This is a genomic window from Persicobacter psychrovividus, assembly GCF_036492425.1.
Classification (GTDB): Bacteria; Bacteroidota; Bacteroidia; order Cytophagales; family Cyclobacteriaceae; genus Persicobacter; species Persicobacter psychrovividus.
Genome location: NZ_AP025293.1, coordinates 702000 through 723617, shown reverse-complemented (window position 1 = coordinate 723617; position 21618 = coordinate 702000). Strand labels below are relative to the sequence as shown.

18 protein-coding genes are annotated in these 21618 nt (G+C 43.0%); 6 read left to right on the top strand and 12 right to left on the bottom strand.

Annotated features, from left to right (window positions below; translation table 11 throughout):
• Nucleotides 1-155 precede the first annotated feature (155 nt).
• Entirely contained in the window at nucleotides 156-1100 is a 945-nt protein-coding gene (locus AABK40_RS16240; RefSeq protein WP_338398157.1) for a formylglycine-generating enzyme family protein, read from the top strand.
• A gap of 306 nt (nucleotides 1101-1406) precedes the next feature.
• On the opposite strand, the gene AABK40_RS16235 is transcribed toward AABK40_RS16240, so the two are convergent.
• Both AABK40_RS16235 and AABK40_RS16230 read right to left on the bottom strand, forming a co-directional pair.
• Complete coding sequence (locus AABK40_RS16235) at nucleotides 1407-3812, bottom strand: TonB-dependent receptor (RefSeq protein WP_338398156.1); 2406 nt, start codon at nucleotides 3810-3812, stop codon at nucleotides 1407-1409.
• 311 nt (nucleotides 3813-4123) lie between these two features.
• Entirely contained in the window at nucleotides 4124-5137 is a 1014-nt protein-coding gene (locus AABK40_RS16230) for an AraC family transcriptional regulator (protein WP_338398155.1), read from the bottom strand.
• A gap of 423 nt (nucleotides 5138-5560) precedes the next feature.
• Here AABK40_RS16230 and AABK40_RS16225 point away from each other — a divergent pair, with 423 nt between their 5' ends.
• On the top strand, nucleotides 5561-6217 hold the full coding sequence (locus tag AABK40_RS16225) for a hypothetical protein (RefSeq protein WP_338398154.1): 657 nt from the start codon (nucleotides 5561-5563) through the stop codon (nucleotides 6215-6217).
• Nucleotides 6218-6604: 387 nt separating this feature from the next.
• Nucleotides 6605-8209, top strand: a complete 1605-nt coding sequence (locus tag AABK40_RS16220; protein WP_332921563.1) for a fumarate hydratase — start codon at nucleotides 6605-6607, stop codon at nucleotides 8207-8209.
• A 156-nt stretch (nucleotides 8210-8365) separates the two neighbouring features.
• Here AABK40_RS16220 and AABK40_RS16215 read toward each other — a convergent pair whose 3' ends face one another.
• The 5 genes from AABK40_RS16215 to AABK40_RS16195 all read right to left on the bottom strand — a co-directional run bounded on the left by AABK40_RS16215 (nucleotide 8366) and on the right by AABK40_RS16195 (nucleotide 11618).
• On the bottom strand, nucleotides 8366-8527 hold the full coding sequence (locus tag AABK40_RS16215; protein ID WP_338398153.1) for a hypothetical protein: 162 nt from the start codon (nucleotides 8525-8527) through the stop codon (nucleotides 8366-8368).
• 125 nt (nucleotides 8528-8652) lie between these two features.
• Nucleotides 8653-8814 (bottom strand): hypothetical protein, encoded by a 162-nt coding sequence (locus tag AABK40_RS16210; protein WP_338398152.1) that lies wholly within the window; start codon nucleotides 8812-8814, stop codon nucleotides 8653-8655.
• Between the two features lie 80 nt (nucleotides 8815-8894).
• A complete protein-coding gene (locus tag AABK40_RS16205) occupies nucleotides 8895-9398 on the bottom strand; it encodes a Dps family protein (RefSeq protein ID WP_332921566.1) in 504 nt (167 codons plus the stop codon).
• 113 nt (nucleotides 9399-9511) lie between these two features.
• Nucleotides 9512-10936, bottom strand: a complete 1425-nt coding sequence (locus tag AABK40_RS16200) for a PAS domain-containing sensor histidine kinase (protein ID WP_338398151.1) — start codon at nucleotides 10934-10936, stop codon at nucleotides 9512-9514.
• A gap of 298 nt (nucleotides 10937-11234) precedes the next feature.
• The gene (locus AABK40_RS16195; protein ID WP_338398150.1) at nucleotides 11235-11618 is read right to left on the bottom strand and encodes an Hsp20/alpha crystallin family protein; all 384 of its coding nucleotides are present in this window, start codon (nucleotides 11616-11618) and stop codon (nucleotides 11235-11237) included.
• A 244-nt stretch (nucleotides 11619-11862) separates the two neighbouring features.
• Between AABK40_RS16195 and AABK40_RS16190 the strand changes: the two genes are divergently transcribed.
• The 3 genes from AABK40_RS16190 (at nucleotide 11863) to AABK40_RS16180 (ending at nucleotide 14488) form a co-directional block, all read left to right on the top strand.
• A complete protein-coding gene (locus AABK40_RS16190) occupies nucleotides 11863-12684 on the top strand; it encodes a universal stress protein (protein ID WP_338398149.1) in 822 nt (273 codons plus the stop codon).
• An 81-nt stretch (nucleotides 12685-12765) separates the two neighbouring features.
• On the top strand, nucleotides 12766-13113 hold the full coding sequence (locus AABK40_RS16185) for a response regulator (protein WP_338398148.1): 348 nt from the start codon (nucleotides 12766-12768) through the stop codon (nucleotides 13111-13113).
• Nucleotides 13106-14488 carry a sigma-54-dependent transcriptional regulator gene (locus tag AABK40_RS16180; RefSeq protein WP_338398147.1) on the top strand — a complete coding sequence of 461 codons (1383 nt, stop codon included), beginning with the start codon at nucleotides 13106-13108 and terminating at the stop codon, nucleotides 14486-14488. The genes AABK40_RS16185 and AABK40_RS16180 overlap by 8 nt, the downstream gene beginning before the upstream one ends.
• 584 nt (nucleotides 14489-15072) lie before the next feature.
• Here the strand turns inward: AABK40_RS16180 and AABK40_RS16175 are convergent.
• From AABK40_RS16175 to AABK40_RS16155, 5 genes are all read right to left on the bottom strand, one after another.
• Entirely contained in the window at nucleotides 15073-16023 is a 951-nt protein-coding gene (locus tag AABK40_RS16175; protein WP_338398146.1) for a mechanosensitive ion channel family protein, read from the bottom strand.
• A gap of 51 nt (nucleotides 16024-16074) precedes the next feature.
• Entirely contained in the window at nucleotides 16075-16557 is a 483-nt protein-coding gene (locus AABK40_RS16170) for a hypothetical protein (protein WP_338398145.1), read from the bottom strand.
• A gap of 238 nt (nucleotides 16558-16795) precedes the next feature.
• Complete coding sequence (locus tag AABK40_RS16165) at nucleotides 16796-18517, bottom strand: hypothetical protein (RefSeq protein WP_338398144.1); 1722 nt, start codon at nucleotides 18515-18517, stop codon at nucleotides 16796-16798.
• A gap of 48 nt (nucleotides 18518-18565) precedes the next feature.
• Complete coding sequence (locus AABK40_RS16160; RefSeq protein WP_332921575.1) at nucleotides 18566-19522, bottom strand: YbgA family protein; 957 nt, start codon at nucleotides 19520-19522, stop codon at nucleotides 18566-18568.
• Between the two features lie 220 nt (nucleotides 19523-19742).
• Nucleotides 19743-21428, bottom strand: a complete 1686-nt coding sequence (locus AABK40_RS16155; protein WP_338398143.1) for an alpha-amylase family glycosyl hydrolase — start codon at nucleotides 21426-21428, stop codon at nucleotides 19743-19745.
• Nucleotides 21429-21618: the final 190 nt, after the last annotated feature.

Here is a 21618-nt window from a genome sequence, read left to right as displayed (position 1 = left end):
CTTTTGTGCTAAATTCATAGAACTGAGTTATGCGACAGCCCTTGTAAGGCAATCATCCTTTAAAATTTCACCATTAAAACTTGGATGGAAATGTATTTAGTGGGTGGTTTTTAGGAGATATTTGTAGCTTTACGGTTCAATTTTTTCCTTTAAATATGAAACGCATTTATAGATCATTATTTTTCTGCGGACTAATTTCGGTGAGCCTTTTGGCCTGTACTGAAAAAAAAGAACAGAAATCAGCAGGTACAACCACGGAACAAGCACCGCCAGCAGTACCAGCCACCAAACCACAAGTCGCCGCCAAAGCGCCCGAGCTAAACAAGGTGATGGTTACTTTTCAGGGAGGAACCTACATGATGGGCTCCGATCAGTTTGCGCCTATTGAAGGCCCCGCACATCAGGTAACGGTGAAAGCCTTTAAAATGGATCGTGACCTGACGACCGTCGATGATTTCAGGAAGTTCGTTCAGGCCACGGGCTACCAAACCGATGCCGACAAGTTTGGCAACTCCATGGTGTTCAACTTCAGTACTGGACAATGGGCTTTGGTGGATGGTGCCAACTGGGAGTATCCAATGGGCCGCATGAACAAAGCCGCGCAGGGCGATATGCCCGTTACGCAAGTCAGCTGGAAAGATGCCACCGCCTTTGCCCAATGGGCAGGTAAAAGATTACCGACTGAAGAGGAATGGGAATATGCGGTTCGCAACTCAGGGAAATCGGATGCCATTTACCCTTGGGGCAATGAAGAGCAGCAGAAGGGAAAATATATGGCCAACACCTTTCAGGGAGAGCTGACCAAACCCAACCCAATGGATGGCTACCTTTTCACCAGTCCTGTGGGTACTTTTGGCCTTGCTCCATGCGGACTCACCGATGCTGTGGGGAATGTATGGCAGGTGATGCAAAATGACATCTACCCTTTCGATGGCAAAGGCTTCCGTCAGCAATTATCAGGCAATAAAGTGATTCGCGGAGGCTCCTTTATGGCCGATGAAGCACGGGAAAAAGGGCATACCGTTTTTACTCGTCGCACAAAAGTTGCTGAAGACGCGACCTTCAATCAGGGGTTCCGTTGCGCACAAGACATCGACTAACCACTTTCCTTAAGTTGATGAAATCTGAGCTCGGGCTTCACCGAGCTCAAAAAAAGGCCTGTTGCACAAATCTTGCAACAGGCCTTTTCATTTCCGCAAATTAGCTTGTGTTCTATCAATTGAATGATGTCTGTTTTTTATCCGAAGGAAAGTAAGACAGCCTTAATTGGTTAATGAAATGAACCAAAAACAAATCCTAAGACACCTCAACATCAAGAATAATATTGGTTGACGATTGATCGATAAGCCAAGCTGTAATTGACAAATCATTCGTGGTACGAACTGTAAATGTCGCATGATTACGACTTACCAGTCTCCGCCGCTGCCTTCCATGCCTCCACCTCGGCCATTACGCTTCACTTTATAATTATTGATTCGGTAACTGAGTGTTCCCTCGATAAACGTTCGGGCATCGAGCAAAGAGTAGTTGTTGAAATTTTCGCCAGAGGTAAAGCTCTCCCGCTGAAAGGTTCCAAAGATATTTCTTCCTGAAAGCGTCAGCGACAACTGGTTTTTAATCAGCTCTTGTTTAATAGCCATATTCGCCGTGAAAGTGGCCGATCGTTCCCCTTGCGCAATAATTGTTGGTGCATTGTACTGCATTCCAAACTGCAGCTTGGTGGTTGGCAAAACGGTGAAGTCATTATTAAAACGTACCGATCCTGTAATGTTACTACGGTCAAAACTACGCCCCTCAAACTCTCCCGTCAGTCGGTAAGTTCCAAAATTCCCCGACAGGTTCATGTTCCACCACTTGGCCACAGGCCCACTGATCATCAGCTCCACACCTGTGGTATGTTCTTCCCCGACATTTTCAGGCATGGAAAGGAAAATATCTTCCTGAAATACCGACTGCACCCATTGCACACTGTTTTCTGTCATGCGGTAATAGCCTTCCAAAGAAAACATAAAATCGGCAATATTCTTCTGGTAGCCCAACTCCATCGAGTGGATATATTCTGGCAACAAATCTGGATTACCCGACCGCACATTATACTGATCCCTGAAAGTCAGGAAAGGCTCCAGATAGTAAGATCGTGGACGGTTAATGCGCTTGGAATAGCTCAGCATTAATTGTTGCTGATGCGGCAACTGGTAAGAAAAGTGTGCCGTTGGGAAATAATCGAAGCGATTCACTTCAAAATCTTCATTGGTATCAAGAATACTCACCTGACGGTCTGTGTACTCACCTCGGAGCCCCAACTGATAGCCAAAGTCGCTCACTTTTCCATTGAACATCCCATATACTGCCTGAATATTTCTGTAAAACTCATTGCGGTAACTGAACTCGTCCTGCAGATCCCAGTCCACAGAAGGCTCCGTCCTGAAAGAGATTTCATTGTTCCCCGACGTTTGTTCAAAACGGCCCTGATACCCCAGCTCAAGCTTATTGTTTTCGGCAATTGGCAATACATAATCCGCCTTCACTCGCCACTCCTGCCCTTGTTTTTCCTCCGTCGACAGCTGGGCAGGTCGTTCATAAGCACCACTTGCGGTAGTATTCACCCCTCGGTCAAACTGATTCATATCACTGCCACGGTACATCCCTCCGATGTCAAGCGTGTGGCCTTCTTTTGTAAATTTATGCTGATAATTGAAGTCCGCAGAAAGGTAACGCCAATCAATATTCCCCTCCTGATCCGATTCCGACAATACACGGTCCTGTTCTATGCCATTAATGGTGGTGGTATTAATAATGTCGGTATTTGACTGGGAGCCCATACCAAAACGCCCCGCACTAACCATCAGCGTTACCAGATCGTTGTCTGAAAGGTTATAGTCAAAGCCACCTTTCACGCTGTAAGGATCGAACCATCGGCTACGGTCACCCTCTTGGCGAACCGTATAGGTGGTGTCGCCAAAATAACTGTTATTCTCCGACTCACTTTTCCCTGCACGTACCCGCTTGTTGTAGTCGCCACCAAAGTAAAGATTCCATTTCTTCACCTTATAAGTGAACATCGCATCGGCCCCGAGTCTGCCGAGGTTTCCTCCATGCAAATTCGCAACACCAGAAAATCCCTTTACTTTCTTTTTAGTGATGATATTGATAATCCCCGCAGTACCGTCGGGGTCATATTTTGCGGAAGGGTTGGTGATCACTTCAATTTTTTCAATGGTCGAGGCAGGCAACTGCTGCAGGGCTTCAGAACCTGTAAATACCGACGGACGCCCATCAATAAAAACGGTGAAATTTGTTGAACCCCGAAGGCTGACATTCCCCTCGGCATCCACGGCCACAGCAGGCAAATTCTCGAGCACCTCTACTGCTGTTCCCCCAAGGGCGGTAGAAATTGCCGCCACATTCAGCACTTTACGGTCAATGTTATAATCCACAGCTGCGCGTTTGGCTTTCACCTCCACGCCGTCCATCACCTGTACCGAAGGAACCACTGAAAGCGTTCCCGCATTAAAAGACGGCTTGCTGAGTTCAAAAGTGGCTGTTTCAAGGGTTTTATACCCCATAAACTTCACCTTGATCAAGTACTTTCCTGCTGTAAGCCCCTTGACGGTAAACTTCCCCTGACTGTCTGAAATTGCCCCCGAGAGCATTTCATCGGAATCCGCCGCATGCACCATCACTGAAGCATAAGGCAAAGCCGATTTGGTTTCGGCATCAATAAGGATCCCCTTGACGGTTCGGTTGGCTTGTGCCGAAACATTCAGACTAAAAATAAGGAATAAAAGGGATAGGAAAAGCGACCTGATCATTGGGGTTGAGTTCTTTTGTTGGTTAAGATAAACTGTGAACGGTAATGAATCGATAAACACCTTGCTCTACATTTTGTAGATGCAAAAAGATTTTCATCAATTAAATACAGATAATACGCAATTTAACAGCGATTTCATCAGCTACCCAAGCCTCCCCACTATATATTTTATCTATACCTTATAGAGTCCTATAAATGTCAGATCACAGACCAAATCCCACGACTTCAACAGCGGTGTTTTTACCCCCCTGTTGCTACGCAAAAAGCCCAAAGTTTCCTTTGAGCTCCTCATTCTTTTTTGCTGAATTATTTTTAGGCCACGACCAATTCTGCCTCCTCTTCTTCGAGCAAGCCCGCTTTAATGCCTTTTGGCCCAACGCCAAACTTCTTCTTGATTGCGGCAGAAAATTGTCCCATATGCACATAACCCACACGCTGCCCTACCACATTAATCGGCCAGTCGGTTGTTTCCAGCATATTTTTCGCCTTCGTCAGTCGGTAATCTTTGATAAACTGATACATACTGGTATGAAAAACCTGCTTAAACATTTTTCTCAGCATGGTTTCACTAATCCCACATTCACGGCTCAGCTCATACTGGCTTGGTGGGTTTAGGTAATTTTCCACCATCAGTTCTTTTGCCTTAATGACAATATCCATCTTGTCGTCGTCGAGTAACGGTGGCGCTTTCTCATTATGAATCGCCAAAGTGCCTTCGGTAATCTGCTTAACGAACATCACCAACAGCTCATAAGCCTTCGCCTTGGCCTGATAATACGCCAATGCACCATTCATCTGTTCCAGCAAGCCCATCGACAGGGCGCGCATTTCATCCGATACGGCCTGCTCTATCGTGTAAGGCTCATCGTTCAATATTTTTTTCGACAGCGAATGCTTAGGCCCCAAGGCTTCAACCATCAGGGATTTTTTCACCCGCAGGGTAAACTGGCGGTACCAATAGCCATTCGGGAAATAGATTTCACTGTCCTGATTGGAGAAAAACAAACCTGCTTTTGGCTCTGCCGAAGGCTTACTTTCTGTATCTGTGTTTTTCCATGGCGTGGGGTGCTCAATACTGAAATACAGCATACAATAATCTGAACGCTGGCTGGCCTGCCGTTGTACTAAAAGTTCTTTTTCAAAATAAGCAGACGAACGGGCAATTTCCATATCCTCAAAACTGAAGTACCTAAAAGAGCCAAAGTCTTTCTTTTCCCACAAATTCTGTGAGATTTTCCCTCCAAAGTGATATTGAAGGTATTTTGCCATTTGCACTGCTTTTGACGGCTGATAAGTCAGTACTTTTAGTTTATCGAAGTTTCTCATTTTCTTGTCAAATTATTGTTTGAGTTAAAAGCAACCACACGTAGATCATCTTTCAAAATGATAAAGCTTACAGACTTAGGCCTCATTGCCTGACTTACCAATTTTGGATATTCTAAATAACCTCCCACACCCATAACAGTGCATAATCTATCCAAAAACAACAATAATCGATATGCACAAGGCGAATAAAAATGCTCATAAAGACCGATCAGCAATTTCTGAACTTGAACGATCAGCTTCAAAAATGCCCTTCACAGAGCTCAATGGCCTATTTTGATCGAGAGCATACTGATTGATTTTGACCAATATTTTTTGAAAAATTTTTATGGACACCCCCTATTTTAGATCAGGAACAATAGCCTGATCCGCAAAAAAAGTCCATAGCTTCATTGTTTTTCAGCCTGAAGCACTTTAGTATTGATCATGGAGCAGATCGGAAAAATCATTCGCATTCAAGAGGCCGAACAATGTGGGACTATTGCATTGCCTACTGGAGCGCACTATTCTTTTCAGTTTAATGAATTGAAGGGTGTCAGTCCACAACATCAAAGCCCTGTTATTTTTATTGCTGAACACGAACAGGCAACAAATATCCGCGAAGTTTTTTTCAGCAGGGATCAACAGTTGGTCGCCGACCGCCCCGACCACAGTCACCTGCACCGAAATGTACGGCAGCTTTTACCGAAAGCGTTAATGCAAATCAGCTTGATGGATCGGTTCACGGTCGAGAAAACCGTCCATTTTCCTGAAAATATCGGCCTACAGGAATGTGTCCCCACCACGGCCGAGGATGATGTTTTTTATGCCGTACGGGAACACCGAAAAGGGCACAGTCGATTTGTCAGAAATAAAACTCCCCTGCCGACCAACGCCCTGACGGTCATTCTGAAAAAACATGCGCAACATTACCGCATCCTGACCTGCTTCTTCGGCCCCAAAGCAACCGTGGAGCCTTTCGATAAACGGGCCAACCGACAAGCGTATGACTTTTGGAAAAACCATGCCTTGGTCGAAGGTGCTGATCCTTATGACCCCGACACAGTAACGAGCGAATGCCCGTGGAAAATCCCTTCAAAATAACCAACTGAAACACCTGCATTTTATAGCGCCTCCGAACACAGCAGAGGGTTTTTATGCATTAAAGTAACTTGAAAAAAGGAAATGAATAGTGATGTGAGCCGTTCAAAAATAATGGCACACGGCATTGGTCACTAATATTCTGACATTGGAAATCGAAGCAGAAAGGCCGTAGCCCCAAAAGCTCAAAATTTAATTATTCAAGGGTTAATTTTTCTGTTAAATATTGAAAAATCACACTATATATGAGATAACTCATAGTCATATTTTCCCCGATCAAGCTATATTTGTTCAAGGAGAACAACCTTTGGGCGCAATTTCTCACCCACATCGCTGCTCTTTCATATAGAAATTTTTTAAGAGAACAATAAACCAAAAGCATTTGAAATAATGGCTGAGTTTAAATATCAAGAAACCTTCCCTTTGGGCAAAGACGACACAAAATATCGCCTGATTACCAAAGATTATGTATCAACTGTTGAGTTTGATGGTCGAAAAATTTTAAAGGTAGATCCTGAAGCCCTGACCGTTTTGGCGAAAGAGGCGATGGCTGATGTTTCTTTTTACCTGAGATCGAGTCACCTTGAAAAAGTGGCTAAAATTCTTGAAGATCCTGAAGCAACCGATAACGACCGCTTTGTGGCCTACACCTTATTACAGAATGCCAAAACTGCCGCAGATGGCCAGCTGCCTTCGTGTCAGGATACTGGTACGGCCATTGTAATGGGAAAAAAAGGAGAAGATGTTTATACGGGTGCGGATGATAAAGCCTTTCTTTCCAAAGGGATTTTCAACACCTATGCCGAGCGCAACCTGCGGTATTCGCAAGTCGTGCCATTGAGCATGTTCGAGGAAAAAAATACAGGAACAAACCTGCCAGCACAGATCGACCTTTATGCCAAAGGCGGTAATTCTTACGATTTCCTTTTCCTTGCCAAAGGTGGGGGATCTGCCAATAAATCCTACTTGTTTCAGGAAACAAAGGCTTTACTGAATGAGAAATCGCTGACAGAATTTGTCAAAAATAAAATTAAAAGCATCGGTACTGCTGCCTGCCCACCATATCACCTCGCTTTTGTGATTGGTGGATCGTCGGCGGAAACCAACCTGAAGGTGGTCAAGCAGGCTTCGGCAGGCTACCTTGATAACCTCCCTACTGAAGGAAGCATTGACGGACAGGCTTTCCGCGATTTGGAGTGGGAAGAAAAAATTCAGAAAATCTGTCAGGAATCCTCTATTGGAGCGCAGTTCGGTGGTAAATATTTCACGCACGATGTTCGCGTGATCCGCTTGTTCCGCCATGCGGCATCCTGCCCTGTAGGTTTGGGCGTGAGCTGTTCTGCGGACAGAAATATCAAGGCGAAAATTACTGAAGAAGGCCTTTTTGTCGAGCAACTGGAGCAAAACCCTGGCCGTTTGTTGCCTGCTGTGGCACCAAACCTTGAAAAGCCTGTGGAGATCGACCTTGACCGTCCGATGAAAGAGGTTTTGGCAGAACTGACCAAGCACCCGATCAAAACCCGACTGAAATTAAGCGGTACGCTGATCGTTGCCCGTGATATTGCCCACGCACAAATTAAAGCGATGCTTGACCGCGGTGAAGCCATGCCAGAATATTTCAAAAATCACCCTGTCTATTATGCAGGTCCTGCAAAGACGCCAGAAGGGATGCCTTCGGGATCTTTCGGCCCAACAACGGCAGGCAGAATGGACCCTTATGTTGGTGAATTCCAGTCGCACGGCGGATCGATGATCATGCTGGCCAAAGGTAACCGTTCTCAGCAAGTAACTGACGCCTGTAAAACACATGGCGGCTTCTACCTTGGTTCTATTGGTGGGCCTGCGGCAATCCTTGCCAAAGAAAATATCAAATCCGTAGAAGTGGTTGACTTCCCTGAACTGGGAATGGAAGCGGTTCGAAAAATCCGAATTGAGAACTTCCCAGCCTTCATCATTGTTGATGATAAAGGCAATGATTTCTTTGCTGACCTTTAAGGAAGCGCTGAAAACTGCTAAGAGCGTGTTTAAAAACTTCCCTTCTTACGGTGAATTTTTAAGTTTTAAACACGCTCTAAAAGACAAAAATCCCGAACACTTCGAGTGTTCGGGATTTTTTTATGCATAAGTATTTTGTGCTCCTTGATTTGAATATTAATTTTTCCGAAGCAGATAATAACCGCCACCGATAATTAATAGTAGCCACCAATATTTAAAAACAATAGAAAAGGCAAGGCCAAGTACTTTGGCGGCAATGATCACCACCAATATGATAACAGCGATCAGGACAATCATTTCTATTAAACTACGGCTCATAATTTCATGGGTAAAGTTGATTTTTTAATGTGCTAATTTAACGGATTTGGAGATATGAAAAAAACCAACCGACCTTTTTGATAAGATCGACAGGCTCCTCCAGAGGGTTATATTTGCTGAGCGAATTACCTCCTGCGGATCATAAAATAGCCTGCTACCATGAGTAATAACAACCACCAATACTGAAAAGCGGCGGTATAAGTTACCCCCAAATACTGGGCGGCAATGGCCATAAACGCGACGAGGAATGCTATTAAAATGATCACTTCAATGATATTTCGAGCCATAAACTAAGGTTGGGTTTAATGAAAAAAAGGAGTGAAAACTTAAAGGCTGATGAGTTCCCTGAATGCGGGAAAAGATCGGCTTATTTTTCCGAAGAAAAAGCCGTAAACATCCAGTGGTCTTTCTCAATTTGTTTCACATATCCTTTCATCATGTCCTCGGTTCCACTGTCACCATTTTCAATGGCTGAATCGATCACATCGAAAGAAAATTCCAGCAGGGCTTCATAGTCCCTTAAAATCTCTTTCACCATTTCCATGGCGGTCATCTCCTTATGGACCTCTTTAATTTCGGCATGGTCCAAAAACTCCTGCATCGTACTCAGTGGACGCTGCCCAAACACGCGAATTCGCTCCGCTATTTCATCTATGTTTACTTTGGCGATATTATATTGCTGCTCAAAACGTTCATGAATCTCGAAGAAATCCGCCCCTTTAACGTTCCAGTGGAAATTCCTCAGCTTTTGGTAATGCACCGCATAATTGGCCAATAGCTTGTTCAGCTTGTCCACGATTTCGGCGGTTTCCAATTTGGTATATCCTAAACGTACGAACGGTCGTAATGATTTTTTTTCTGCAATAGTCATATATTATAATTTTGGTTCACCTTTACGGTTGCCAAAACTGTTCCACCGCCCTGAAGGCCTCTGAGGAGGGGTACTGACTAAAATTTGGGGAAAAAATACACACATTTGAGGAATTAGCGCAACGGGAAGGATACAATGAACTTCGTCCCGATGCCTACTTTACTTTCCACCCGAATCTTGCCATCATGACTGCGGATAATATTCTGAACGGTGGTCAATCCCAAGCCTGTCCCTTCCCTTTTTCGGGTAAAATAAGGTTCAAACATTTCCTGTAATTCCTCAGCAGGTATTCCTTTTCCGTTGTCTTCAACAATCACTTCAAGGTGTTTTTTGAACTTACGCGTCTTGATGAAAATCACCCCGCGCTTCTCTGCAACCGCCTCCATCGCGTTAACGATAATGTTTAAAAAAGCAGTGTGCAATTGCTCCGCGTCCATTTCATACTCAGGCAATGGCGACTTCAGTTGCATGTTCAGTTTTATATCTTGCAGGCGCATCCTGTCTGCCACTAAATTGGCGACATGCTCCAACACCTCATTCATATTTCCTGACTTCAGGATCAGGGCTTTCGGTTTGGAAGAATTCAGCAGATCGCTGATCAGCGCCCCTATTCTCTTGGCATTTCGGTCGATAATATCAAAATATAAATCTGCATCTTCAACGCCTTCGCCCACTTCATCCTTCAGCTGTTCCAAAGCCAGAGATAAATTTGTCAGCGGATTTCTAACCTCATGAGCGATCGTTCGGGCAATCTTCCCTGTCATGGAGAGTTTCTCTGCCATCATGATTTCACGATCGGCCTGTTTCCTCGCCGAAAGGTCGCGCACCACACCAAGGTATTCATAAGTCTCACTTCCTTCATCAAACACCGGCGAAATATTGATTAAGGCTTCGACCTTCTTACCTCTTCGGCTTTTCAAATCAGCCTCAAATTCCTTGAGCAGCCGCTTCTTTTTAAGCTTCGCACTTACAAACTGCCAGTCCTCTTCATTGCAAAAAAGTCGATCAATCTGCTCGTCACAAAGGTCACCAAACATCCTGTCGAACACATTATTGCTATCCACCACCATATAATGCTCATCCATCACAAATACGGGCTCCATAGATTGCTCAAAAAGCCGATGATATTTGCGGTTTTTATGGTCAAGTTCAAATAAGGTCGATTTAAGTTTACTGACATCCTGAAGAGTACAGGTGATGCCGTCGTCGTGCTTGACAATACTGATCAGGTACCAGTGCTCGGAGCCTACAGCAGCATGGTGAAGGTACTCTATTTCCTCGGCTTTCCCTGTTTTAATCACCCGCCGAAAAGCCTTCGTCAGTGCCGAATTTTTCACTTCAGGAAAGTAAGTCAGCAGTCGCTTGCCTTCTATTGGCAAAGGCACCCAACGCGATATCAGCAACTCCCTTGCAATCTCATTCACGAAGCCATACTCAAAATCGACAATTTCTCCAGCGCCATTCCTACACGCATTATAATGAATAATGGGGTGCATCGAGGAATCCAAAATAGCATTCAACAGTTTCTTCGTTTCCATAGGCGAGGTCATAGTTAAAGGGGGAAGATAAAAAATTTCATCAAATTTGTCAGCACCCCAAAGTATTGGTTTTGAAGGTGTAGGCGCTGCCAAACAGTCGTAAGGCGACAAATTACCCCCATCAAGATTCATTGATATAAGTACTAATTTAAATATAAACTTGCATTCAATCCAAACGGAAAAAACAATGCAACTGATCAAAAAACAATAACGCACAAAAAAAGCCGTTTCTGGCACTACAATAAACAGTGCTAAAAACGGCTTCTTCGGGCTCAGATACCTCTTTTTCGGATTAAATTTAAGAGCGTGGCATCAGGATAGTCACCACCCCAGTTCTGAAATTGGCAGTAACCTTTTGGGCATCCACAGATTCAGGAATCATGATGGTTTCTTCAAAAGGGATGGGTGCCACACTCAGGGCATTGGGCTGAATACCTGCTGATTTTGATTTTTCAACCTGCCCCTTCACCACTATTCGGTCATGCAAAATTTTAAATTCGATATCCTCTACCTTGTAGTTGGGGGTCTTGAGTTTAATGATTAACTGATGGCCAACATCAATCTTCTGCACCTCCATTTGGGTAAAAGCGGGATTCAGATCGTCTGTCATATAATGACTACTCATGGTGTCATTTGAAGCAAATCCATTTAAAAACGTTCGGTGGTTTCTATCTCTAATCATGTGTTTTAAGTTTGGTACACCCTTAAAGCTGCAAAATTGCCTCCGATCTCAAAATCGCCCATTACGCCCGAGGGGAGGCAGGCTTTAGGTAATATTTGAGGAAAAAATTCCCCATTCAGATCTTGTGTTGGGGAATTTTTACACGTATTGATCTATAAAATCTTGACTAAAACCCGCATAGCCTTGTATCCTTCAATTGGCATGATGTTTCCAATATTAGGAGCAGAACCAACGATAAAAATTTATGAACATATCGAAATTGAATATTATTGCCGCCACAAACTTTACACCTGCATCAGAGCACGCTTATCAGTTTGCAAAACACATGATGGCTACACAGGAAGCGCATTTTACCCTTTTACACGCTTATCAGGCCGTTTCCCCTACAACAACGCTTACCGCAAGCCCAACGCCAATTGTTCCGCCTGAACATTACGAGAAAGACCTGAAGCAACGCCTGCACCAAGAAGCTGAACGCCTCAGACTTGACCCGAAGGAGTCCACCTATTTTGATTGTGGTTCTTTGGCTGAAGTCATTAAAAGGTATGAAGAGGTTACAAAGCCCGATTTGGTGGTACTCGGTGCCAGAGAGAAAGGAACCGTTGAACGAATGATGACCAATACGCACACGCTGTCATTGCTTGAAGAAATTGATACGCCAATTTTATCCATTCCTAAGGAAGCCACTCAGCCTATCATCAGTAAAATTACACTGGTAGCCGAAGATCAGGAAATGCTTACCCCCGAAAGACTGAATAAGCTGAAGGCCATTTTCGGAACGCACATGCCTCAGGTTGCTTTGGTATGTGTTGAGGAAGTTTCCAAAACCAAGCTCGTGGAAGCAGGGCTGGATATTCAATATTATACAAAACCTGTGGCACCAACCCAGGTACTCGATACCGTAGAGGAAAGTCCTTTTGATACCGCCAAGGAACAAATTTTACGTTCTAAGCCCGATTTGATCGTTACACTGCTAAAGACGCCCAACTTTGCGGAAAAAATCTTTAAAAACAGTCTGATGGATAAGCTCATTTATCAAGATAATTTGCCCATTATACTTATGTAAGCAATAATTTTATTTGCAAATTAATCAATAAAAAGAACTAAAATATTAAATTTATAAATCAGTTCTTTTATCAACTAAATCATGAAGATTATAATCATAGATGATGAGAAGGAGATCTGCCTAATGCTCGGGAAAATATTAGCAAAACTCGGGCACAGGGTGCATTGTGCGCATGATTGTGCCAATGCCAAAATCCTCCTGAAAAGGGAGCAGGCAACTCTGTATTTTCTGGATTTAAACCTGCCTGATGGCTCAGGTTTTGATCTCATCTCATTCATCGATCATCCTGCAAACATTTACTTTATGAGTGCTTGGGATGGTGAGTCTGAACGTAAGCAGGTAGAGGCGTTGAATGTGAACGGCTTTATTCATAAGCCATTTACAAAAAAAGACATTACCTTAATAATTGACCAATTGCCAAATGAGTAAAATACTAATTATAGACGATGATGCTGACATCTGCCTATTATTGAAGAAGTTTCTGGAGAAGAAGGGCTATGAGGTTGCTACTGCAAAAAACGGTAAGCAAGGGGAAGAAATCTTCAAAGAAACATTTTTCGACGTAATTCTCTGTGACTTGAAACTCCCTGATTATTCGGGAATTGAAATGCTACAGAAAATAAAAATCATTCATCCTAAATCCCTGGTGATCATTATTACAGGTTACGGTGATGTGAAATTAGCCGTGGACGCCTTTAAAAAAGGTGCCTCAGATTATGTTACCAAACCCCTGTATCCAGATGAGATCCTGCTGACGATCAAGAATGTGCTGCAGAAAGCCCATTCAGCAGAACAGGGTGTGCCTGTTAAAAATACCACTTCACCAGCGCCACAAACAAACACCTGGGAATACATTGTTGGTGAAAGCCCACAGGCGAAAACCGTTTACAAGAATATTCAGCTGATTGCCCCAACCGATTTGTCGGTGATTATTTCTGGTGAAACAGGTACAGGAAAAGAATATGTGGCACGTGCCATTCACCAACTCAGCAAGCGTTCTGCAAAGCCTTTTGTGGCAATAGACTGTGGATCACTTACTAAAGACCTGGCAAGCAGCGAATTATTTGGGCATATCAAAGGTGCCTTTACCGGTGCTATTCAAGATAAAAAAGGTAGTTTTGAACTGGCCAATGGAGGGACACTCTTTCTCGATGAAATCGGAAATCTTTCTTATGAGAACCAGGTGAAGCTACTTCGGGTTTTGCAAGAAAGGAAAGTCCGTGCCGTTGGTGGCAGTAAAGATGTGCCCATTGATGTGCGTGTGATCGTGGCGACAAATGATAACCTGAAGCAATCTATTATGGCAGGGAGTTTCAGGGAAGATATTTATCATCGCCTGAACGAATTTAAGATTGAACTAAGCCCTTTACGTGAGCGCCCAGATGATATCCATACCTTCGCCAAATTGTTTATTCAAAATGCCAATAAGGTTTTGGGAAAATCTGTTGATAACCTTGAGGAAAAGGCACTTAGCATATTGAAAAAATACCAGTGGTACGGAAATTTACGCGAGCTGAAAAACGTCATGCAGCGTGCTGTTTTATTATCCGCTGATCGTTTGATTACTCGTGACCATTTACCGCAAGAGCTTTTCTTGCCTGTTACGGAGGAAGAAGAATTACAAGTCGCTGAACAAAGCGGGCAACCATTACCCTTAAAAGAGGTGGTGGAGCAAGCCGAGAAACAAGCGATTTTGTTTGCACTGACCTATCATGCTTTCAATAAATCGAAAACGGCAGAAGCACTGCGAGTCGACCGAAAAACCCTATACAATAAACTGAAGCAATATAATATAGAGCCTTAGCATGAGTACAAGGCCAAAATAAAAGCGCAAAGACATAAAGTTTTTGCGCTTTTTTTGGGGAAAATTTTCTACAATTTTTAAAATATTATTGCTGATTTACTGATAAATAAGTACCTCAAAACAGGACTTATTATTACTATTTACAACTACTGAATGTGTAAAAAATCAACAGTTTTTTTTAGTCATTTAATAAATCATAAATATAAAATATACAAGTAGAAACCCACAATCTTTCTTCAGTGTTTCGGCAGGAGAAGCCGAGTATAACTTTCCCTTTCGTCAATTTTGAAGATCAATTAAATAAAGAAAATTCATCAATGATGATCGTAAGAACATGTTTAAAATCTTAGCACCTCATGGTTATATCAGATGATTGAAAGTGATTTTAAATTAAGATTACCAGTAGCGTTGCTATGCGCTCAAAATCCCCCTTCACCACTCCTAAGCCAGATTTTCATTTCAAAGTTTAAGTCCCCCTACAAAATGTGTAAAAATTCCCCAATTCATAAATTGAGGAATTTAGCCGAGCAGGGAAGACTTCTACTCTTTCGCATTATGTTAAATTAACTTCGCTTATTTGAAAGCTATTGCGTATCGCCCTTTTCTCCCTGGGATGATTTTTTAGATGCTTTGCTGTCTTCAGCCGATTGCTGGTCGGTCTTGTTGGCGATCGCATCAATTAATTCCTGAGGGACATCAAGGGTTCTAATTGGGAATGGAATATCGATCCCCCCCTCGGCATACGCTTTTTTGATATTCATAATCGCCTGGCTTCTGGCTTCGAGAAAAAATTGTTGGCCAGCTTCCGACAGCCAAAACTGAATCACATAATTAATAGAACTGCCACCGAATTCAGTATAAAAGAGCTTCACCTCCCTGCCCTGTTTCAGTCCATCAATTTGCTGAACGGCATCGATGGCTAATTTTTTTGCTTTCTCTAAATCATCCTCATAACCAACCCCCACAGCAAGATCCACACGGCGGTCGCTGTCTTTGGTATAATTGATAATTGGATTTTGATAAACGTCTTTGTTGGGAATCAGAACGTGTTTACCATCAAGGCTTTTTATCTGTGTTACCCGCAAATTGATTTTATCCACTTTCCCAATAAAGCCATTGGATTCTATCAGTTGCCCCACTTCAATGGGTCGGCGAAAGGCCATCATGACCCCAGAGATCAGGTTTGCGGAAATATCCTGAAAAGCAAAACCCAGTGCCAAACCAATAATCCCAGCACCCGCCAGTAAAGAACCCACCGCTTGCTCAAGGTGCAATATTTTCAGGCCGATCAGCAATCCAAGAATAATTACCGCTACATAGATGGAATTACTGAACAAGGATTTTATCACTGGGCGGTCAGAAAAATTGCCCACAAGCTTATTGCTCAATCGTCGGATGAGTTTGGCGATGATAATAAACAATACCAATACCAGAATGGCAATGACAAAATTAGGCAACATTGCTGTGAATGACTTCAGCCATTCCATCAGTTTTTCACTGATGATGTTTATTGCCTGCGATAGTGAAAAATCCATGTTTTACAGTTTAATTAAGAAATGAACGCCCGATATTTTTTGGGCACGCTATTACTTATCATCAACTGCATTTGAGAGGAATTGATTAACTTCTTTCAAATTTTTGGTTGTTTCAGCTTTAAAAGCTTTCCATTCCGAAGTCGTTGCCTCTTTTATCCCTTCAAGATTTTTACGCAAAGCGGTTCTCATGTCTTCAAGTTCCTCCAGTGACTTTTCCGCCTGATTACCAATATGGTCGTGTACATTTTCGACAGCATCTCCCATATCGTCAGTAGTATTTTCTACCTTATCTTCTACAGTGTCCGAATGTTCCTCCAATGCGTCGGTGGTTTTTGCTGCCTGCTCATGCAGCTTAGCCTTCAGTTGTTGAATTTCTTTATCGAGCAAAGCAATTGAATGGGTAATTTCTTCTTTTAATGCCGTTTTGTCCTTGTCCATTGCCTGCGATCTCTCATCAGCTTGTTCACACTGAACCATAAAAATAATCAATAACAGCCCAATCAAAATCAGTGTAAATTCTTTAATACTCTTCATAAGTTATATTTGTTAAAAATAGGTAGTGTTCGTTTACCCGATTATTGAAAAATCCATTCCAAACCTTTCTCTTCCACAAAAAATGGCCTCAGGAGCCGTATGGCACATATCTGAAAGCAATGCCAAAGCAAGAACTGTGATTATTTTCCCCAATTTGAGGAGAAACTGTGGGATCAATACACAATAGGGCAAAAAAAAACCACGCAATTCAGCGTGGCTTTTGAATGATTGATGCCCATTAAAAAGGACTTTTTTCTCCGAGTAAATTATTCTTCAACACTATAGGCTGATAGAATTGGTACTGCTGAAGAAGATTCGGGAAATGGCGAATTTCATTGACCGCCCATCTTTTACTGAAACTCGTGGTTCTGGTATTTGATGGAGTGTTAAAAGGATAAGACACCGTGGCCAAAGTTTGTGCACCGCCCCCAACTTCAGGATAGTCTACTTCCGAACCCAAAACAACCCCATCGATGGTTTGCACTGGATCGGATTTCATGCCATCAATAATTGGGTAAACCGCACTTACATTCGCAGGAAATTTCAGACTGAAATCAACCGAATAATTATAAACAAACTGCGCAGTAATCACCCCCTGCTTGTCGCCGCTATCATTGACCGACATCGCAATGGTAGAGTTGAAATTTTGCTGATCATACGTCAGCTTATTCCAGTTTGTACTGCTTGCATTCAGGTCTACATTGATGTCAAAGAAATCAGATGATTGAACGATATTCGACCCGTAAAGCTCATACAGTACCTCTTTTCCATCAACATCACTCAAATACTGCCCAGCGAAAAAGTCACCTGTAATGCTGTTTACTCCTGCCGATAATGTTTTACCAAAAGGCAAGTTGAAAGCATCTACGGGCATGTTAAATTCTTTACCGAAAAGCATCACCTCTGTTCCCTGTGTATACATCGTGATATTCGATGCTTCGACCATTTTAACCGACGCTTTCAGCTGTCCGTCAGGTGTGCTTAGGTCTGAGGAGGTGTAATCAAACTCCTCCATGCCATCCTGTACCATCCCAACATAAGCCGTTTTATCATCAATTAATTTCCCATCGGCATCATCAAAATAAACCACCAATGGAATAAAGCTTTGGGCAGGAATCTCTTGCCCTTTCGCTGCAATCAGGTTATAAGTAACAGTGGATCCATCACGTGAAACCACCAAAGGAAAGACACTCGCCAGCTGTGGATCTACACCATCAGGTACATTTTCGACAACCACCCTTGAAAGCGTGTCCGTTTCTATATCGCCTGATGTCGGCAATTCAAAAGTCAATTGAGCATCATTAAAGGACAAAATGTCCTGATAATTTAATCGCTGAACTTCAACGGTTTGTCCATTTTCATCCTCTCCGATCAGCTTTTCCACAATGGCCAGTTTATATAAAAAATTGGCATCCGATGGATCAGTCATAATGGCGATATCAGCCCCTTCCTCCCATTGTGCTTCTTCCGTCAGTAAGTTACCGAGGGAATCGGTCAGGTACCAGTGCTGCGAATAATCGTCCAGCGAATTGGCCATTTTAAAAGCCTCATTATATCCTGCAGGCACACTGACGGTCAGGATTACATTATCAATCAGGGTGGCACTTTTTACTATTTTTGAGTTCACCCCTTCGCCTCCGTCAAGACGAACGGCCACTTCCTTTTCTCCATCGCTGATGTTTTTGGTATCGAGTGTGAAATTGTAAGGTGGTTCCTGCTCCAGCGTCATTTGGTCAACACCTGAGACAATCAGCGTGGCTTTTTGCGGGGTAGCGGTAGCCTCCTGACTGCTTTGGATTACCTCAATATTCACAGATCCGCGACTCAACTGAGGTGCCGAGATCTGAAAACTACCGAGTTCCCCACCGATCACAGGCCCTTCCTCAACATCATTGCTTTTACAGCCAATGAGCATAAAGATCACCAACAGGGGGAGATAAAAATAAGGTTGTTTTTTCATGTTTTAAGGTCATTTGTTGGGTTAAGAAGAAAAATAATCCAATTCAATTTACAAATCTCGATAAAGATTGAGGTGCTTAGGATACCTTTTAATTAAATTTTGTTGCAGAATATATTCATTTTCATGCTTTTCAGCAAGGTGGCTCAATGCCCTTCGCACCATAATCAGTGGAACGAAGCCCTCTTTATAGTCTTCAAGCATCTCAAGGAGGTATTTTTTTTCATCCTCATCCACTTTATTTTTAAAATAGCCATACACATGCTGAAGTGCATTGAGGATGCCGTTTTTCTTGGCAGGTTGCTTGATCGTCTCCATCAGCAAGGCAATGTACTCCTTGTACACCTGATCCATCGCTTTTTTATCGGGATTGGAAACCATCCGACCAAGCTGATTCAGTGCTGAAGGGGAATGACTCATCACCTTATATTTCAATTTCTGATGAAAGAGCTGTAGGCCCGCCACAGAAGGCTCCTGCGCTATAAACTGTTTCCATTCCCTGAAGATATAGACCCTTGCGATGAAGTTCTCCCGCAGGACGGCATCATGCAGTCGGCCCTCTTCCTCCACGGGTAAAAGTGGGTTGTTCACCAATAGCTTTTCAGCAAAAAGTCCTCTCGCTTTATTGGCCGAAGGCTGCCCCGCTTTTTTATATACCTTTATGCGGTCCATCCCACAGCTTGGTGATTTCCCCATCAGGATATAGCCATCCACCAAATCCTGCAGTGCTTTGGTTTCCCTTTCAGAATAGGCCTGCATCTGATCAGTATAGTCCACTTCATGGTTTTTTGATTCCACCAGACGCACCTCCTCAGGGCTATCGCCTTCCATTAAATGAATCGCAGGACGGGGAGTGCTCATGCCGCTGCCCACTTCAGGACAAATCGGGTGGTAATCAAATATTTTCTCAAACTTATTGACCAGGCGAGAATTTTTATGGCCACCATCATAGCGAATATTGACACCAAGAAGACAGGTACTGATTCCGATTTTTAATTTTTCAGACATATATTTTAAGGGAATTGATGTTGAATTGTATCCTACATAAACGGGATTTTTAGGCGATGAAGTCATTCAATAGCCATATTTTTAAGCAATTCGTCCTTAATTCATGATTTTTCTAAACAATAATCTGAAAAAGAAGATACGTTCGGGCACGTAAAAAAAGGCATAAAAAAAATCCTTCCACCTGCGCGTGAAAGGATTTGAAAAGGAGGTTTTTCTATATTTATTTTTTCGATAACAGCACTACGCCTCTTGTAGCGGTAACCGTTACTTGCTGATCCACGACCTTCACCGTTTTGCCTGAATAGTTGTCCAGCAACTCCGTTCCATTGGCGAAGACTTTCGCTACTGAAATTTTCGTTGGCTTGTTCGGTAAATCAAGTGCAACCACTACTTTATCCTGATAATCATCTGTCTTCAGAATTCTGCTGAATACATAAGGTGACTGCGAAATCATTTGATGACGACCCGCTCCAACAGCAGGGTGATTAACACGGAATTGTCCTAATTTCTGATAATGTTCCAATACCTCATCAACTTTAAAGCCGTTGCGCTCTGTGTTGCCTTTGATCTCGTCCCAGTTCATGAAGGTTCTCAGGTTGGCATCACCATCAGCACCTTCGAAATGCAAAGGACGGATCGTTTCATCACCATAATAAACCTGCGAAGCACCAGGTGTCAATAACAATTTATTCGCTGACTCGAATGGACGCTTACGCTCCACATCAAACGGCTGTCCGTCGTCATGAGAAGTCAAATAATTCAATACCGATTTTCCTTCCAGCGAACTGTGAAGAATGGCATCGTATTTTTTGAAAATAGTTTCATAATCCAGCTGTGCATCAGCCTTAAATTCAAAGTTGATCAAGCTCTTGAACCCATTTTGGAAGAAGTTCACGGTGGTGTCACCATAATCAAAATCCTGACCAGCACTGATGTTATAGTTATACACCTCTCCGACCATATAGAAATCATTTTGATCCAATACTTGGTCAGGGTGTTCTTGCTTCCATGCTTTGAAAGCATCCGAAGCGATTTTTTTCAATTCATCCCAGATGCCCGCTTCTGTATGTTTTACCGTATCGACACGGAAACCATCCACACCATAATCACGCACATAGTCCGATAACCATTTCATGATATAGAAACGTGGTGCACGAGGGTAACCCGTTTTGGCAAAGAACTCGTTCAGGCTTTTCACTTCCTGATCCAAGCGGCCTTCTTTCTCCCACTTTTCTTTCAACATTTTTGGCAAACGAACCTCCTGATCAGAGTTGGTCAGAACGTCTGGCAGGTTGTCCACCAAAGTACAATCCACAGTGTTGGTGTAATTGTCGTATTTACATTTTGGCTTCACACGCACCCAGTCACTTGGGTAAACAGGGTCCATTTTGGTTACAGGTCCTGTATGGTTGATCACCACATCCATCAAAATACGGATGCCGTGTTTGTGCGCCAAAGCGATCACTTCAGCCAAATCCTCTTTGGTGCCAAAGTTAGGATCCAAGGCTGTCCAGTCTTTAGCCCAATAGCCATGATAGGCGTAGGTATTGCCCGTGCCTTCATCCACAGAACCGTGAATTTGCTCTACAACAGGCGTAAACCAAATTGCATTAATGCCCAGTTTATCGAAATAACCTGACGCTATTTTTTCTTTGACCCCCTTAAGGTCACCTCCCATAAAGCCACGCAAAGGACCTGTTGGTTTGGTTCTGTCAAAGTTTAAATCGTTACTCTTATCTCCGTTGTTAAATCGGTCGGTCAATAAAAAATAAACGTTAGCGTTTTCCCACATGAAGGGCGTCTTGGTGTTTACACTGACGTCCGTTTGCTGTGATTGCTCATTGTTGCATGCGCCCAAGCCCAAACCGGCTAAGAGGCTGATGCCCAAAATCGTTTTCTTGATCATAGGAATTATTTATAAATATTCATTGACAATTTAATGATAATTAGCTCAACAACTTCTGTTTGAAGGGACTGATTATGAACAATCAAATGCAAACGTATTCGAAAACAAGAAATGATAAATATTTGCTGCCATGAGTTCGAAAATGGCAAAATCATGCTGTTTTTCTGCCGTATTGCGCATCTCATCGCTA